The organism is Streptomyces sp. NPDC047081, assembly GCF_040643775.1.
Taxonomy (GTDB): Bacteria; Actinomycetota; Actinomycetes; order Streptomycetales; family Streptomycetaceae; genus Streptomyces.
In genome coordinates this window covers 155,386-172,071 of record NZ_JBEYUY010000002.1, presented here as the reverse complement: position 1 = coordinate 172,071, position 16,686 = coordinate 155,386, and the positions used below count along the sequence as shown (strand labels likewise).

General features: G+C 70.3%; 14 protein-coding genes. 8 read left to right on the top strand and 6 right to left on the bottom strand.

Annotated features, from left to right (window positions below; translation table 11 throughout):
• Positions 1-178: 178 nt before the first annotated feature.
• The 3 genes from ABZ848_RS03935 to ABZ848_RS03925 all read right to left on the bottom strand — a co-directional run bounded on the left by ABZ848_RS03935 (position 179) and on the right by ABZ848_RS03925 (position 5,235).
• The gene (locus ABZ848_RS03935; protein ID WP_360824808.1) at positions 179-1,366 is read right to left on the bottom strand and encodes an AI-2E family transporter; all 1,188 of its coding nucleotides are present in this window, start codon (positions 1,364-1,366) and stop codon (positions 179-181) included.
• Positions 1,367-1,474: 108 nt separating this feature from the next.
• Complete coding sequence (locus ABZ848_RS03930) at positions 1,475-2,308, bottom strand: alpha/beta hydrolase (RefSeq protein WP_360824806.1); 834 nt, start codon at positions 2,306-2,308, stop codon at positions 1,475-1,477.
• Positions 2,309-2,394: 86 nt separating this feature from the next.
• Complete coding sequence (locus tag ABZ848_RS03925; protein ID WP_360824803.1) at positions 2,395-5,235, bottom strand: LuxR family transcriptional regulator; 2,841 nt, start codon at positions 5,233-5,235, stop codon at positions 2,395-2,397.
• 213 nt (positions 5,236-5,448) lie between these two features.
• Here ABZ848_RS03925 and ABZ848_RS03920 point away from each other — a divergent pair, with 213 nt between their 5' ends.
• Positions 5,449-5,877 carry an ester cyclase gene (locus ABZ848_RS03920; protein WP_360824800.1) on the top strand — a complete coding sequence of 143 codons (429 nt, stop codon included), beginning with the start codon at positions 5,449-5,451 and terminating at the stop codon, positions 5,875-5,877.
• Between the two features lie 32 nt (positions 5,878-5,909).
• On the opposite strand, the gene ABZ848_RS03915 is transcribed toward ABZ848_RS03920, so the two are convergent.
• Genes ABZ848_RS03915 through ABZ848_RS03905 form a run of 3 tightly spaced genes read right to left on the bottom strand, consistent with a single transcriptional unit; the run spans position 5,910 to position 10,372 of the window.
• Positions 5,910-6,572 (bottom strand): BON domain-containing protein, encoded by a 663-nt coding sequence (locus ABZ848_RS03915; RefSeq protein ID WP_360824798.1) that lies wholly within the window; start codon positions 6,570-6,572, stop codon positions 5,910-5,912.
• Positions 6,573-6,580: 8 nt separating this feature from the next.
• Entirely contained in the window at positions 6,581-9,358 is a 2,778-nt protein-coding gene (locus tag ABZ848_RS03910; RefSeq protein ID WP_360824795.1) for an AAA family ATPase, read from the bottom strand.
• 21 nt (positions 9,359-9,379) lie between these two features.
• Entirely contained in the window at positions 9,380-10,372 is a 993-nt protein-coding gene (locus ABZ848_RS03905) for a helix-turn-helix domain-containing protein (protein WP_360824792.1), read from the bottom strand.
• Positions 10,373-10,562: 190 nt separating this feature from the next.
• Here ABZ848_RS03905 and ABZ848_RS03900 point away from each other — a divergent pair, with 190 nt between their 5' ends.
• The 7 genes from ABZ848_RS03900 to ABZ848_RS03870 all read left to right on the top strand — a co-directional run bounded on the left by ABZ848_RS03900 (position 10,563) and on the right by ABZ848_RS03870 (position 16,686).
• Positions 10,563-11,522 carry a helix-turn-helix domain-containing protein gene (locus tag ABZ848_RS03900; protein WP_360824789.1) on the top strand — a complete coding sequence of 320 codons (960 nt, stop codon included), beginning with the start codon at positions 10,563-10,565 and terminating at the stop codon, positions 11,520-11,522.
• Between the two features lie 218 nt (positions 11,523-11,740).
• Positions 11,741-12,703, top strand: coding sequence for a catalase (locus ABZ848_RS03895; RefSeq protein WP_360824786.1), 963 nt, complete (start codon positions 11,741-11,743; stop codon positions 12,701-12,703).
• A gap of 49 nt (positions 12,704-12,752) precedes the next feature.
• Positions 12,753-13,259 (top strand): hypothetical protein, encoded by a 507-nt coding sequence (locus ABZ848_RS03890; protein WP_360824783.1) that lies wholly within the window; start codon positions 12,753-12,755, stop codon positions 13,257-13,259.
• Complete coding sequence (locus tag ABZ848_RS03885) at positions 13,246-14,577, top strand: peroxidase (protein WP_360824780.1); 1,332 nt, start codon at positions 13,246-13,248, stop codon at positions 14,575-14,577. Before ABZ848_RS03890 ends, ABZ848_RS03885 begins: the two co-directional genes overlap by 14 nt.
• 43 nt (positions 14,578-14,620) lie before the next feature.
• Positions 14,621-14,911 (top strand): SDR family NAD(P)-dependent oxidoreductase, encoded by a 291-nt coding sequence (locus tag ABZ848_RS03880; protein ID WP_360824777.1) that lies wholly within the window; start codon positions 14,621-14,623, stop codon positions 14,909-14,911.
• Positions 14,912-15,197: 286 nt separating this feature from the next.
• Complete coding sequence (locus ABZ848_RS03875) at positions 15,198-15,749, top strand: DUF308 domain-containing protein (protein WP_360824774.1); 552 nt, start codon at positions 15,198-15,200, stop codon at positions 15,747-15,749.
• Between the two features lie 190 nt (positions 15,750-15,939).
• Positions 15,940-16,686: an IclR family transcriptional regulator gene (locus tag ABZ848_RS03870; protein ID WP_360824771.1), complete on the top strand. Its 747-nt coding sequence runs from the start codon at positions 15,940-15,942 to the stop codon at positions 16,684-16,686.

The window sequence follows — 16,686 nt, the reverse complement described above, 5'->3', positions numbered from 1 at the left end:
GTCATGGCTTCCTCAGGCATGAGGGGACGGCAGACTGCGGCTCACAGGCCCTGGTCCAGGGCCGCGGCCTCACTGTTGCCGTCCCGCCTGTGGGGGCAGGGGGAGAATTGCGAGAACTGACGGGGAGTCAGATCTATGGCCGAAAGCGCTCCCACGATTCACTGCGGACCCGAGCGCATCACCCGCCGGCACCACGAACTCGTGGGTCCCCGCTTGGGTCTTGCCGGTCGGCGCGTGCATTCGCCGACTCGGAGGCCGGGGAGATCTCGTAGCGAGGCAGATACGTCGCCACGAAGGCCTGGACGGTGGCCGCGGCGGGAATGGCGATGACGGCACCGACCGCTCCGAGCAGAGCGGCACCGCCGAGTACCGACGCGAAGGCGACGGCGGGGTGCACCTCGACCGTGCGGGCCGTGACGCGTGGTTGCAACAGGTAGTTCTCCACCTGCTGATAGGCGGTCGCGAAGACCACCACCCACAGGCCGTCGAGTGGTTCGACCGTCAGCCCCACGAGGGTCGGAAGTGCCGCGGCCAAGTAGGTTCCGACCGTGGGCACGAACTGCGATACGACACCTACCCACACGCCCAGAGCCACCGCGTACGGGATGCCGATGACGGTGAAGGCCACGGAGTGGGCGACGGTGGAGAACAGTGCGAGAAGGGCGCGGGAGTAGACGTAGCTGCCGGTCTTGGCGAGGGCGATCTGCCACGCCCGACGGGCCGCGGCCTGCCTCTGCGCGGGGAGCAGCGAGAGAGCACTGCGCCGAAGGCGCGGACCGTCGACGGTGAAGTAGTACGCGAACAGCGCGACGGTGAGCAGCTCGAAGACTCCGCCGATCACCGTCGTGGACAGACCCCAGACGTGGTCCGCGGCCTGCCGTGCGTACGACTCGATACGCGCGGCGTCGAACACCGGCCCCTTCGTGGTGATCTCGGTGTGAAACGTGCGGTTGGCCCAATCCACCAGGGAGCCGGCCAGTTCCGGCAGTTGACCGGACACCTCCGTGGCCTGGTCGATCAGCAGCGTCACCATCGCGGCGACGAAGGCGCCGATGGCCACGATCGTCATCCCGAACACGAGCAGTGTCGCCGTTGGCCGGCCCATACCGCGGGCCTGGAGCCGGCTCACCGCCGGTTCCATCACCATCGACAGGAAGAAGGAGATGAGCAGCACCGTGCCGAGGCCGAGGAGTTGGCGCGCGGCCCAGACGGTGACCTCGAACGCGGCGGTCAGGACAAGGGCGATGACGATCGCCTTGGGAAGCCACGGCGGCATGGTGGCCCGGACCTCCGGCGCGTCCTCGCGGCTGGTGTCCGTCCTCTCCTGCCTCTTTCGGCCCGGTCTTGTGTCACGTTCAGTGTTCACGGTGTCGTGGGATCCTTGTCGGCACGGCCAAGGTGTGAAGAGCCGGGGCAGGTGACGAGACCGGCGCCAGGCGTCGAAGCGCCGGGCGCCGGGCATCGGTTGGCGTTCTCAGACGAAACGGCGCAGGAACGTGAGGGCGGTCTCCGCGACTTCCTGCCAGCCGCTGTCGATGGTCAGCGCGTGCCCGCGGTTCGGGATCTCGGTGATTTCGGTGACTCCGGGGTTGTGCTGCTGCCTCTTGAAGGAGGCGTTGGCGATGGCCCAGGGCACGGTGTGGTCCTTCTCGCCGGAGATGATCAGCAGTGGGCCGCGGTCGGGGTTCTCGGTGTCGACCTTCGCCTCGGTCCACGGGTTGAAGTTCGCCGTCGCGGCCTGGAAGATCGGGGCGCCCGGTGCCGGTACGGCAAACGTCTCGAACAGGTCCTTGGCCTCCTCCTCGCTGACGGCGTTGGCGAAGGCGTAGCGGAACTGCTCGAAGGTGAGCGGCACGGCCCGGTGCCGGTTGGCCGGGTTGCTCAGCACGGGAGCGGACGCGCGGAGTGCGGAGACCGGCAGGGGCAGGACCCCGCGGAAGGGGGCCGGGTCGATCGCCACCGACGCGGCGGCGAGGCCGCGGCCGGCGAGGATCTGGGTGAGCAGCCCTCCGAAGGAGTGGCCGATGACGACGGGCTTCTGATCCAAGTTGCTGATCAGGCCTGCCAGATGGTCGGCGACCTGTCCGACGGTCTTGCCGGCGAACACCTCGGGATGGGTGTTGGCCTCCTCCACGGTCTCCGGGTCGTCCGGCCAGGACAGCGACACGGCGGCGTAGCCCGCCTCTTCGAAGTAGGCGGCCCACCGGTCCCAGCTGCTGGGCAGGAGCCACAAACCGTGGACGAACACGACGGGCGTCTTGCCGGACGCGTTGGCGGCTGCGATCTGCTGTTCATCATGTGCGGACATGGCTCTCACGCTAGGGAGGTGTCTCTCTCCTCGTGAGCGTCATATGACGGATCCCGTGACGTATTGCCGCCGGTTGCCATGCGGGCTCACGGTCGGGAGATTCCGTGCAGTGCGTCGCGCAGGGCCGCGCGGGAGCGGATTCCCAGCTTGGGGAAGACGTTGTAGAGGTGGGTGCTGACCGTACGGGGCGAGATGAACAGGTGGGCTCCGATCTCCTTGTTGCTCAGGCCGGTGGCGGCCAGTTGGGCGATCTGCAGTTCCTGCGAAGTCAGTGGGCCCGTGTCCGTGAGCGGGCGCGGGGCGGGGGTGCCGGCCAGGGCGTCGAGTTCCGCGCGGGCGGCTGCGGCCCACAGGCGGGCATCCAGCTCTTCCAACGTCCGTAGCGCGGCCGACAGTTGCTCACCTGCCATGGAGGCCGCGCCGTCCACTGTGTGGGTGCGCAGCCATCGGCCGTAGGAGAGTTGTACGCGGGCGCGGTCGAACGGGGCATGCACGTCCCGTCGTGCCAACGCCCGGCGGAACGAGCTGTCGGCCTGTTCCGCGGGGCCCGCCAGAGCGGCGGCCGCCTCGGTCAGCATGCCGAGCCGGGGCGAGAGTTCGGCGAGACCTGCACGCTGCGCCATCGCGACATGGGCACGCGCGTCAGCCCTTCTGCCGGTGTGGACGGCGGCCTCCACCAGGTCGTAGACGGACCAGATCGCGCGCGGGTTCAGCGGCGGGAGCGTGCCGGGCGGACTGACGAGGGAGCAGTTGTGGTACGCGGTCTCGTAGTCCCGCTGCCCGAGGGCAAGTAGTGCGCGGGCCTGCCAGGCGGAGACCTGGAGCAGCCCCAGGCGTCGAGGTGTGCTCCAGTCCAGGATGTCGCGGGTGATCGAGGCGACCGTGTCGGCGTCGCCCCGGACGGCAGCGGTCAGGGCCAGCTGCGAGGCCAGTCGGAATCCCGAGAGTCGGTAGCCGAGTTCCTCCGCGAGGGCCATACCGTCGCGGGCCAGGGACTCGGCCTCGGCGATGCGGCCGGCGAAGAAGGCCTCGTGGCCCAGCAGGATGGTGCCGTAGGACCAGTGGATGAACGTTCCCCCCTCCTGGGACCGCCGTGCGATCTTCAGCCATCGGTCGCGGTATTCGGAGGCCTCGTCGTAGTAGACGCTGACGATGGACAGCTGGGTGACAGGGCGCGGGCCGACGTCGTGCGGGAGGGCCGCGAAGGCCTCCCGGATCCGATGGTGGACCTCCAACGCCCGCTCCTGGGGCGAGTCGAGGGCTGTGTAGCAGAGGCGCACGTGGTCGGGAGCCTCCCCGGCGCGTCCGAGTACGTCGCGCCACAGGTCGGTGCGCTGGGCGTAGAACGCCACCAGGGCGAGCAGGAACTGGAGTTCGGCCATGACGTCGCGCGCAGAGGTGCGGGCCTCTTCGTCGTCTGTGTCCTGCTCGGCCTTGCGTAGTCCGTCGATCATCCTGATCAGCAGCCGGTGGGCGGCCGCCGCGTCGCCGTCGCGCTCCAGCAGGGAATACACCTTGGCGACGGCCGCCCGGGCCGTGTCGTGCGGCGAGGCCTGGTCCCAGTAGTCGTCGCTGACCAGCACGGCGGTGATGTCGAGGGCACCGGACTGGGCCGCGGCGAACGCGGCATGCGCCAGTCGCCGGTCACGCAGTGCCGGCTCGGGGCTGAGTTCGGCCGCCCGGCGCAGCGCGGTCACGGCCACTGCCCCGCTGCCGCGGCGCAGCGCTTCCTGGCCCGCCCGTTCAAGGTCCTCGGCCAATGCGGCGTCCGGCCCCAGAGCAGCGGCGATCAGGTGCCCGATCTGCCGTTCCGGCTCGCGGCTCAGGGCCCTCGCCAGGGCACGATGTGCCCGGCGTCGCTGACGGGGCCGGGACGTCCGTACGATCGCGGAGCGCACCAGAGGGTGCCGGAAGACCATGAGGCCGCTTCGCGGATCCACGCGTACCAGACCCGTCTCCTCAGCGGGACCGAGCGCGCTGTCGGCCGCCTCCATGCCGCCCGGGTACGCCGCCCAGATCGTGCGCAGCCCGCCCGTTCCCTCCAGGGCGGCGACCAGGAGCAGTTCCAGGGTCTCCGCCGGAAGGTCGCGGACCCTGGGGGCGAACAGCGCCTCCAGACGTTCGTCGACCGGCAGGGACAACGGCAGCGGGGCCTGCCCGGTGAACTGGTCCCGGGTCAGCAGCGTCGGCAGCTCCAGCAGCGCCAACGGGTTGCCGCCCGCTTCCAGGAGCAGTCGGTCCAACGCCCCCGGCGCCAGACCGGGGTGGGCCGAACGCAGCAGTGCGGCGGACGACTCCTCGTCAAGGGTCTCGATCCGGCGGCGTACGAGCCCTTGGCGGTCGAGGGCGTGGGCGGTGCCGGCCCGGACCGCGGCCAGCACGTCGACCGGAAGGCCGCGCAGCCGTCGGGCCAGGAACTCGAGGACGTCCGAGCTGGCCGGGTCGATCCACTGCACGTCGTCGATCACGACGAGGACCGGGCCCTCGTCGGCCGTGCGCCGCAAGGCTTCCAGGACCGCCACCGAGACCGCGAAGCGCTCGGGCGGGGTGCCGGCACGGGCCACGCTCAGGATCCGCTCAAGTACATCGCGTTGCCCCTGCGGCAGTCGGTCGAAGCCGTCCCGCAGGCCGAAGAGCAGCTGGTGGAGACCGGAGTAGGCCAGGGCCACCTCGGACTCGACCCCGGCGAGGTGCAGGACACGGATCCCGCAGGCACGCGCGCTGTCGGCGGCGGCGTCCAGCAGCGCGGACTTGCCCACGCCGGCGGGGCCTTCCAGCAGTACGGCGATGCCGGTTCCCTCGGTCGTCAACCGCTCGCGCATGTCGGCGAAGTACGACAGGTCTGCCGTACGGCCGAGAAGGTGTGCCGGGCTCGGCGCGACGGAGCTCGTCACAGGTGGGTACGGATGCGGGGGCTCGGTCGGCATGGTGGATCTCCTCCTCGTACCAAGTGAGCTGGGGGCCGGAGGGACGGCCGGACGTGGGGTTCACGGACGGGGGCGGCAGACCGCCAGGACGCGCAGGCCGATGAACCGTCAGGTGACGTATGGCTCGCGGGAATCGGCTGCCGTTGGATGGGCGCTGCCCAGCGGCGGCCCTCGGCCCCCTGGAGACGAGACGGACCACGGAAGGACGCCGGGATGATCTCCAACCTCACCCGCATGCGGGCCATCGACGACGCCTGGAACGAGCGGGACTGGTCGGCCTACGAGGCCCTTCTCGCACCGGACCTGGTGGCCTACGCGTCCGGCCAGGACGGCCCGCACGGACGGGAGGAACACGTGGCGCGTGCCCGCGAGTTCTGCGCGCGGTTTCCCGACAACCAGGTGGTCACCCAGCCCTACGTGGTCGCCTTCGGGCAAGGGCACCAGACCTGCACCGTCGCCCGGCTGCGCGGGCGCATGACGCGACCGCTGCGGCTCGCGGACGGTACCGACGTCGCACCGACGCTGCGGAGCTTCGACGTCGCGTTCGTCACCGTGTGCCGCTGGCATGAAGGGCTGATCGCGGAGCAGTACGGGTTCATGGACGAGGCGTCTTTCCTGCGGGCCCTGGGCGTCGCGTCCTGAGGCGGGCGGCCCGGGGCCATCGGCCGTGGGGATCATGCCGGTACGACGGAGAGCCGGTCGTTCACCGCGACCGTGCCCGGTGTCGACCAGGCCAGGGCCAGGGCACGGTCGTGGTCGCTCAGGGTGTGGACCGCTCCGTTCACCGTCACCGTTCCGTCCGTCGCCTCCAGCGACACGCATGACGGAAGGCCGGCGCGCCGGGCGGCCCGCAGGAAAGCCACCGGATCGGCCGTCCCCGTGGGCTGGAGGCGGATGAGGTCGACAACCTCGCGAACCCCGAGGACGTTGGCCACCGCCGCCTCCGATGCCAACCGCTGACAGTGCCAGTCGACGAATCCCATCAGGGTCACGACACCGTGCTGCGCGTAGGCGTTCACCGTGGTGGGGACCGCCGTGTCCAGGGTCAGGGCTTGGAGAACGTCGCTGCTCAACTCGGTGTCGTCGCGCCGGTGCGCGGGTGGAAGCCTCACCTCCAGCTCGTCGCGCAGACGCAGCACGCCTCGGACGCGCCGGGCCACCTTCACGGCATCCCGCCGGTGCCGCAGGCTGCTGACGGTGCCGCGCAGGGTCACGGTGCCCTCCTCGGCATCGACACCGACGGCGGTCGCGTCGATGCGCGGGTCCCAGGCGAGTTCCTCGATGACGTCGAGCTCAAGAGCGGGATCCTGCATGGCGACCTCTCTCGATGGGGACACGGTCGGGGTCACCGTAGGGCGGGTTCGCCGCCGCCCGAATCCTTGAGATCCCCAGTCGCCTCCAGGGCGTCCCGCAGCTGCCCGCGCGAGGTCACGCCGAGCTTGCGGAACGTCTTGCGCAGGTGGTACTCGACGGTGCTGGGGCTGATGAACAACTGCGCGGCGATCTCCCGGTTCGGCACCCCGGAGGAGGCCAGCCGGGCTATGCGCGCCTCCTGCGGGGTGAGCTGCTCGACCGTGTCGACAGGCCGGCGCCGCATGCGCTCGCCCGTGGCGGCCAGTTCGACCCGCGCCCGCCGGGCGTAGAACTCGGCGCCCATGGCCTCGAACATGGCATGCGCGGTGCGCAGGCTCTCACGAGCCTCGCGCCGGCGGCGCCGACGGCGCAGCCACTCCCCGTGGACGAGATGGGCGCGAGCCGCCTGCGGCCGGGCCGGCGAAGCCTCGAGCAGGCCGATCGCCTCCACGTAGAGGGCCTCGGCCTCGTCGTCGGCGGCGAGCAGCGCGCGGGAGCGTGCCAGCAGGCCGAGAGCGGTGGGGGTGCCGCTGGCGGTCGCCGCCGTCCGCAGTCGCCCGAGCGCGGTCTGCGCGGTCGTCGTGTCCCCCGAGCGCTGCGCGGCCTCGATCAGTTCCGGCAGGACGTTGGCGCAGGTGGGCCCTGGGGCGTCGGCGGCGAAGACACGCAGACCGTGGGTCAGCGCGGCCGGGTAGTTTCCCAGGGCCACCTCCAGCTGGCACAGCGCGAGCTCGGGAACGAGGGTGCCGTAGTGCTCCCTGCCCAAGGCCGTCGCCTCCCGGATGTGCGCCTGCGCCGCGTCCCGCACAGCCTCCTCGGGCCCCGTCATGGCATACAGCAGCTCGATTCCGCTCCCGGTCCTGCCCTGTTGCCGGGTGGTCAGGTCGGACAGGTCCGTCGCGGCCTGGCCGAACTCGCGTACGGCCGGGTAATTGCCGCGCCACAGCTCGGACAGGGCTCGCAGCAGCAGGGCCAGCGAGAGGGCGCTGTAGGCGCCGCGTGCCTGTGCGAGTTCGACCCATCGCGAGGTCAGGGCCAGTTGCTGGTCAAGGTCCCACATCTCGCTCGCGGCGATCACACCGAGGTTGAATCCGCGAAGGTCATCGTTGTCCAGGAGTCGCTGTGTGCTCAGGCGGTAGAGCGGATAGGCGCTGTCGTAACCGTCGAGGAGACGTGCCGTCAGCGCTTCCGCCAGCAGGTCGGTCGGCGAGGCGGTGTCCGGGGCGACGCTGCCCAGCGCACGCAGGGTCCGCGCCACCCGCAGCATGGCGTCCTTGCCGCTCCAGGTCGCCACCTCCAGGGCCTCGAAGAGGGTGTCGCGGGCCTGCCGCTCGTCGTGCGGCAGCAGCATGTGCGACGCCTCCAGCAGCAGCGGGAGCGTCTGGCGTACCTGTCCCTGGGCGAAGCGGATCGTGGCGAGCATCCGGAGCCGGCCGGCCCGTTGGGGGCCCGCCGGCAGCAAGGGCGTCACCTGCTCCAGCATCGCCTCGGCTCCGCTCAGGTTGCCGGTCTCCAGCGTGGCCCGGGCCGCGGCCAGCAGCCGTGCGCCGCGCCGGGACTCGTCCGCGGTCAGTTCCACGGCGCGGCCAAGCAGCCGGGCCGTGGCCGCGTAACCGCCGCGGGCTCCAGCCCTGCCGGCCGAGCGTTCGAGCTCGGCGGCGATCTCCTCGTCGGGGCGCACTGCGGCCAGCGCCCGGTGCCACACGCGCCGTTCGGGTACGTCGTCCACGGCGGCGAGGGCTTCATGGACGCGGCGCCGTTCCGCCGCTCGTGCACCGTGATAGACCGCCGATCGCATCAAGGGGTGCCGGAACTCGACTCCCTGGCCCAGCACGAGAAATCCTCTGTCCTCCGCCGGGACGGCCGCTGCCCGTGGCGAGCCGAGCCGCTCCGCCGCCCGCCACACCAGGTCCGCGTCGCCCGACGTCTCCGCCGCGGCCACGAGGAGCAGGGTCTGGGTGGCCGGCGGAACCGCCCTGACCCTTTCCCGGTAGACGTCCTCCAGCCGTCGCCCCACCGGCAGCGGGTCCGGCAGGGCGGCGGCGCCCGAGAGCTGATCCGCGCTGAGTTCCCTGGTGAGTTCCAGCAGTGCCAGGGGATTGCCGCCGGTGCCGCTCACCAGCCGGTCGGCGACAGCGGCGTCGATGCGTCGGTCACCGAGCAGGTCCCGGGCGATCGACGCCGGCAGCCCGCGCAGCTGCAGCGTGGGTATACCGGTGAACAGGGACTCCGAGCGGTCCGACGCGCGGATGCCGATCAGCAGGGCGATGCGGTCGGAGGCGATGCGGCGTGCGACGAAGGCGAGGGCGTCGGCGGACTCGCGGTCGAGCCATTGTGCGTCGTCGACGACGCAGACGACGGTCTGCCGGGCAGCGGCCTGGGCCAGCAGGCTCAGCGTGGCCAGGCCGATCAGGAAGCGCTGCGGTCGCGGGCCGTTCTCCAGGCCGAACGCGGTGCTCAGGGCGCGACGCTGCGGCTCGGGCAGCTCTGGCAGATCGTCCAGGAACGGGGTGAGCAGCATCTGAAGGCCCGCGAACTGCAGGTCCGACTCGGACTCGATCGCCGAGATCCGGGCCGCCGGGCCGCTCGTCACCGACGTCACCGCCTGACACAGCAGGGAGGTCTTTCCGACGCCCGCCTCACCGTGCACCGCCAGGACACCGCCCTCTCCCGACTCCGCCCGCGCGATGACGCTCCGCACAGCGTCCAGTTCCGCGTCGCGCCCGAGAAACACTGCTCCGGACATCATTCCGACCATGCTTTCGCCCACGCCTCCGACCGTGATGAGTACTCAGCTCCGAGGATTGACGGCACGGTCCGGCGGACCGCTCAACCTCAGTCGGCGCCATTCCTGAGGGGACATCCCATAGGCAGCCTTGAAGACGCGGCCGAAGTGACCGGCATCGCCGAAGCCGCGGCCGGCGGCGATGGAGACGATCGGCACCGACTCGTTGCGGGGATTGGCCAGATCGCCCCGGCAGGCTTCCAAGCGGCGGGTCCGGATCCAGTCGCCCAGTTCGATGCCCGAACGGGCCAGGATCGCGTAGAGGTGCCGTACCGAGATGCCGAACTCCCGCGCGATCCGTGGCGCACCGAGGTCGCGGTCGTGAAGATGACGGCGCGCGTATTCCATGATCCGGACTGTCAGCGTGTGCGCCAGCGGCGCCCGTGCCAGGTCGTCGGCGCCCAGGTGAGTGGTGATGACGGCTCGGACCAGTTCGACGACCGGCCGCTCGACCATGTCCGCGCCGGGGTTCTCGAGCTGTGCGGGTGCGGCCGCCAGCCGTGTCAGACAGGCCGCTGCCAGATCGGCCACGGGGTTGTCGGGCCCGAAGCGGATCGCCGTCGCCAGTCCGATCACACGCTCGGGCAGGGCGAGATGAGCACGGGGCACGGAGAAGAAGTGATGGTGGGTTCCCTCCGCGTTGACGGCGGTGAAGGGACGCGAGGTGTCCACCGCCAGTAACTCGCCCGGTCGCAGGATCGCCTGCCGTTCGCCCTGGACGACGGTGGCGGAGCCCGACCGCTGCAGTGCGACGACCAGCATCGGCTCGGAGTCGTCCCGTGCCTGTCGAGGCGTGCGTCGGATCGTGAGGGGGGTGGTGCGGGCCGAGAACAAGGTGAGGCGGCCGGTCCGGCGGATCGTGCCTCTGGCGGCGATCGCGTCCGGATCCTCGTGGTGGTCGACCTCGACCCACAGGACCGAGGGGCCCACCGTGTCACGGATCGCCTCGGCCCGGTCGGCGGGGGCCAGCTCCTGGACGTCGAAATCGACAACCGTCATCGTCGGTTCCCCTGCGCCGGTCGTACAGTCATGGCCGACGATAAGCGCCGGCGGCGCTGTCGCAATCGGCCTTCCGTGCAGGGTTGTGGGCGTCCTGTGCACAGTGACCGCCTCCCTGGCGGCCGGGAGAGGCCCGGCCGTGATTCACCAAGGCCTCCCGACGTGATGACCGGATAAACTCGCACACCGTATGAAGACCTTGTGGAGCACCGAGGCATACGCCGTCGGCGAGCGGGCCGAGGCGATCCGAGAGACGATCCAGGGCCAGGTCGTGCCCGTGCGGATCGCCCTGCCGGAGCGCCCGGAGGATGTCTTCTGCGACGTGTCCCTCATGGACGTGGGCCGCATCCAGCTCAGCACGGTGCGGGCCAATCCGGCGACGGTCGAGCGCACCCCACGACTGGCCTCGGCGGACTGGGAGCCCTGTCTGTTCATCAGCGTGCAGCGGGCCGGGACGAGTGGTGTGGTCCAGGACGGCCGGGCCGTCACCGTCCAGCCGGGAACACTGGCGCTGTACGACACCAGGCGCCCGTACACCCTGCTCTTCGACAGCGGGGTGGACACGCACTTCTTCCGGGTGCCCATCGCGGAGCTGGGGCTGCCGGACGCCGTGGTCGGCGATGTCACCGCCCGCCCGCTCGGCGCCGACGACCCGGTGGCCTCGGTTGCCTGGTCCTACTTCTCCAGCCTCGCGGCCAGCAGCACGCTCCATGTCGGCCCGGTGCCGGACCAGTTGGCCGCGACCACCCTGGAAATGGTCCGTGCGGTGATAGCCAGTGCCTGCGATGTCCACGTGGCGGAGCGTGCGGCGCGCGAGGCGACCCTGGGCACGCGCATCGTGGAGTACCTGCGACGCCATCTCGCCGAGCCCGACCTGACCCCGAGCTCCGTCGCCAAGGCGCATCACATCTCCGTACGCCAGCTCTACACCGTACTGGCGCGAGAGGGCGTCAGCCCGGGCGAGTGGATCCGCCGGCACCGCCTCGAAGGGGCACGCGGCGATCTCGCCCGGCAGTCGGCGGGCGGCGACACGATTGCCGCCGTAGCCCGCCGGTGGGGCTTCCTGGACGCCTCCCGCTTCGGCCGGCTGTTCAAGGAGACGTACGGCATGACTCCACGCGAGTTCCGAGCGCGGTCGCACACGCGCTGACGACGCGCTGATCCACTCCCTGGGCGACGCCGGGAGACTGCTTCCATCCTCCCGGAGACGGTCGGCCCGGGCCTCTGTCATTCGACGGCTGTCCACCCGGCCCGGTCCTGAGCGACGGACAGCGACGTACACCGCCAGACATCGTCATTTGACGGATCCCAGCCGTGCCTGCGGACCCCCACGATGTGGGCAGTCCCCGCCGACACCGGAAGGTATCCATGGCCCAGATCAGCCAGTACGAACATGCGGAGGCCCTGGTCCAGGGCGCCCACGAGGTCTTCGGCTTCCACCCCGGCTACCGGGCCCTGCACGCCGACGGCCGGATCTACCGGGGAAGTTTCCGCGCCCTGCCGATCGCCCGGACGTACACCCGCGCCGCCCATCTGCAGGGCGCCCCCGCCCCTGCCACGGTGCGCTTCTCCAAGGGCGGCGGCAGGCCGGACGCCCCGTTCGGCGCGACCGTCGGCATGGCCACCCGCTTCTACCTGCCCAACGGCCGTACGACCAACCTGGTGATGCTCAGCCAGCTCCTGTTCCCGGCACGCAGCCCCGAGGACCTGCTCGCCGCCATCGCCCTGGCCGGACCCGAGGAACCCGGCGGCACCCTGAACAAGGCGGCCCTGCTGCCCTTCCTCAAGGAGCACCCCGAGGTCGCGAACGTGCTGCAGATGCGCGCCGCCTCTCTGGCCCCCACCAGCTTCGCGCACAGCGAGTTCCACGCCGTGCACGTCTTCCGCTACGTCAACGCCGGCGACGTGGCCACAAACGTGCGGTGCCACTGGATCCCCCGGGCGGGCGTCGAGGGCCGCCCGGTCGAGGAACTGGCCGCGATGGACCGCGAGGTACTCCTGGACGAGTTCGACGAGCGGCTGAACAGCGGCCCGGTCGGCTTCGACCTCGTCCTCGAAATCGGCCAGGACGGCGACCCGTTGGACGACCCGACGGCGCTGTGGCCGGCCGACAGGGAGCGCGTCACCATCGGCACGCTGGAGATCACCGCTCCCGTCACCCTCGAAGAACTCGGTGACCCGGAGATGAACCACGACCCGACCAAGGTCACGGACGGCATCGAACTCCACGACGACCCGATCCTGCACGCCCGCCGTGGCGTGTACGAGGTCTCCGCGGCCTACCGGACCGGCGGCTGGCACTCCTGCCCGTTCGCCAAGCACTACGAATAACCACGAGTCCCAACAAGTACCTATGAATACGAGTGAAAGGGAACCCGCTGTGACGGTCACCGAAGCCGAACTCACCGCCCACGCCCAGGACATCACGGACCAGCCCGACGGCCCCGGCAAGCGAATAGGCAAGAAGGGCGAGCTCACGATCATCACGCCGCTGACGCCGGAGGGCGGCAAGATCTTCAGGGAGCGACAGGCGGACATCCAGGCCAAGGCCGGATACTGGGAGCCGATCGTCGGCACCGTCGACAACTTCCGCATCCTGCTGTTCGACAACGACACCCGGATGCTGATCACGCTCGTCTACGACGGGGACTTCCTGCCCTACCTCGCCGACATCGGCCGGGCCCACCCCTGGCTCGACGAGATCTTCGGGGACATCGTCGAGGGCTACAACGGCTACAACGACCCCGGCACCCCGGAGCTGGTGATCTCCCGCTCCTACTCGGCGGACCTCTACTTCCACGCCACCCCGGACAAGACCGTCCACGACGTGAAGAGGATGTCCCGGCTGAGCGACGCTCTCTCCGAGGTCCTCGATGCTGCCAACTGATGGCACCGGTGCCCTGGATCTCGACCAGATCCAGGGCACCATCCTCCGTGAGCGGCCCATGCCCTACGTCGGCGCCTACCTGCTCTACGAAGTCGGCGACGCCGCCCAGGGCCGCACCATGCTGAGCCGGCTCCTGCCGTACGTGACCACGGCGGCCGGCTGGGAACACCCCACCGAGGACGCCTGGCTCAATGTCGTCCTCACCCATGAGGGCCTGGCCGGCATCGGGGTGCCGCAGGACATCCTGGACGGGTTCCCACGAGAGTTCCGCGAACCGATGCGCACCCGCAACGAGTTCCTGGGCGACATCGGCGAGAGCGACCCGGCCCACTGGGACCTGCCCGAACGCGGCGCGTTCCACATCGGCCTGGTGCTGATGGCTCCCGACGACGCCTCCTTCGCCGCCAAGTTCGCCATCGGGCAGTCCGCGCACGCCGACCTGCCCGGCATCCGGCGGGTCGCCCGGCTCGACATCCGCCCCCCGGAGAACCTGCGCGAGCACTTCGGCTTCGCCGACGGCATCAGCCGCCCCTACATCGAGGGCCAGGGCGGCGAACCGGCACCCGGCCAAGTCCGCGCCAAGGCTGGTGAGTTCGTCCTCGGCTACGTCGACGAACTGGGCAAGGTCGCGACCGGTCCGGGCCCGGAAACGTTGTGGCGCAACGGCACGTACCTCTCGATCCGCAAACTGCACCAGAAGGTCGCCGAGTTCCGGCGCTTCCTGCACACCCACGCGGACGACGAGTACGGCCAGGAGCTGCTCGCCGCGAAGATGGTCGGCCGCTGGCGCAGTGGCTGCCCGCTGGCCCTCTCACCCGACAAGGACGTTTCCTTCGAGCACGAGCGGCTCAACGACTTCGCCTACTACGACGACGATCCCCGCGGTCTGAAGACGCCCGCCTCGTCCCACATCCGCCGAGTCAACCCGCGTGACGCCCTCCAGGACACCATCGTCGATGTCCGGCTGCACCGGCTGCTGCGGCGCGGCGCGGTCTACGGGCCGATGCTCCCCGAGGGCGTCATGGAGGACGACGGTGTCGACCGCGGGCTGGTGCTGGCCTTCGCCAACGCCAACCCCGGCCGCCAGTTCGAGTTCGTCCAGTCGCAGTGGGTCAACGACGGGGACTTCATCTCCGCGGGGACGAACCAGGACCCGATCGCCGGAAACCACATCGCCGACGGCGACTACACGTACCCGGCCAAGCCGGTGCGCCGCCACCTGCGCGGGCTGCCTGCGTTCGTCGTCACCAAGGGCGGTGAACACGTCTTCCTGCCCAGCGTCAGCGGCCTGGAGTATCTGGCCGCCGGCCGCTGGTGACGAGAACGGCGCGAGAACGAAAACGAAAGAGGACCCAGTGGACATGCAGGACAGGACGGTCGTCGTGACCGGCGGTGCCGGTGGCATCGGACTCGGCCTGGCGGCCCGCTTCATCGCCGAGGGCGCCCGCGTGGTCGTCTCCGACCTCTCCCCGGCAGGAGAGGCCAAGGCCGACGCCGTAGGAGCCCGGTTCGTGCCGGCCGACGTGAGCAGGGAAGCCGACATCGAGCAGCTCGTGGGCGATGTCCTCGCCCACGAGGGCCGTATCGACCTCTTCTGCTCCAACGCCGGAATCGGCCCGAAGATGGACCCCAAGGCGAGGGCCATCTCCTGAACACGGCCTCGGCATCGGGGCCGGGGGATCCGCGTCTCGGTGATCTGCCCGGAGGCCGTCCGCGAGGAGCGGTTCATGATCTACACGCATCCGGCCACCGCGACACGGTTCCAGCGGAAGGCCGCGGACTACGAGGCGTACATCTCGCAGATGCGGACGCGCCGAGAAGAGGCCGAGCGCGTCCTTCACTGAGGCGGTCCCGCCCTGGGGACTGGTCGCGGGCATCACCACACATCTTCGCTTCCTGCGCGGCACGAAGCGACACCCTCACCTGTGGAAGGTCAACATGCTCAGTTCGCCCAACACACTGCTCTGGCGCGGTCTGCTGGCCGTCGTTGTCGGAGTGGTCAGCGTCGCTTGGCCGGGCATCACCATCGGCGCCTTCGCCATCCTCTTCGCCTTCTACGCGTTCATCGCCGCGGCCATGGACGGCTCACGGGCCTTCAGCAGCGACCGGGTCGGCCCGGTCCTGGGATGGCTGCTGCTCGCCCTGCTGTCGATCGCGGCGGCCATCGGCGCACTGGCCTGGCCCGGCATCACGGCCCTCGCACTCACCCTCTGGATCGGCGCGTGGGCGCTGGTGACCGGTGTCATGGAGATCGCCCTGGCCTTCCAGCGCGGGGAGAAGGCGGGGGAACGGGCCCGGTTCGTGCTGAACGGACTGGTGTCCGTTGCGCTGGCCTTCGTACTGTTCGTCCGCCCGGATGTCGGCGCGGTCTCGCTGGCCACCGTCTTCGGCCTGTTCAGCCTTGTCCACGGCACCTCGTGCATCTTCGCGTCCTTCGAGGCGCGTCGCGCCCACGAGGACGTCGGCCACACCGAACCCGCGGGTGTCTGACCCGAGAAGCCACACCCGGGAGGTCCCAGGTAGACGCTGTGCGCATTCCGGGCCCGCAACCAACACGTATCCACAGAAAAGCCCTGGTCAGAGTCGCGAGGGTAAACAGCTTGTACCGTACTACGCGTATAGTTTCGTTGTGAGCAACCACAGCCAAGACACCGAAACGTCAAATTCGCAGGCCGGCGGGGTGCAGTCGGTCGACCGAGCCATCAGCGTCCTCGAGATCCTGGCCCACCGTGGCGAGGCCGGCGTCAGTGAGGTGGCCGCCGAGATCGATGTTCACAAGTCGACCGCGTTCCGGCTGCTCGGCGCCCTGGAGGCGCGCGGGCTGGTGGAGCAGGCGGGCGAGCGCGGCAAGTACCGGCTCGGCTTCGGCATCGTGCGCCTGGCCGGCGCCGTCACCGGACGCCTGGACATCACACAGCAGGGCCGGCCGGTCTGCGAGCGTCTCGCCGAGGAGATCGGCGAGACGATCAACATCGCTGTGATGCAGGAGCACTTCGCGATCAACCTGTACCAGGTGCGCGGCCCGGCGGCAGTGGCCGCGCACAACTGGGTCGGTGAGCTGACCCCGTTGCACGCGACGTCCAGCGGCAAGATCCTGCTGGCGCATCTGCCCGCCAAGGACCGCACCGCGCTGCTGTCGGAGGCCGGCCTGAAGAAGGTCACCCCGCACACCATCACGGCGAAGACGAAGCTGGAGAAGAACCTCGCCGAGGCGCTGGAGAAGGGTTACGCCTTCACCCTGGAGGAGCTGGAGATCGGCCTGCACGCGATGGCCGCCCCGGTCCGCAACCAGGACGGCGAGGTCGTCGCCGCGCTGAGTGCCTCCGGACCCTCGTACCGCTTCACCGAGGAGCGGCTGCACGAGCTCGCCCCGGTGCTACTGAAGGGCGCCGAGGAGATCAGCCACCGCATGGGCTACCTGGGCTGA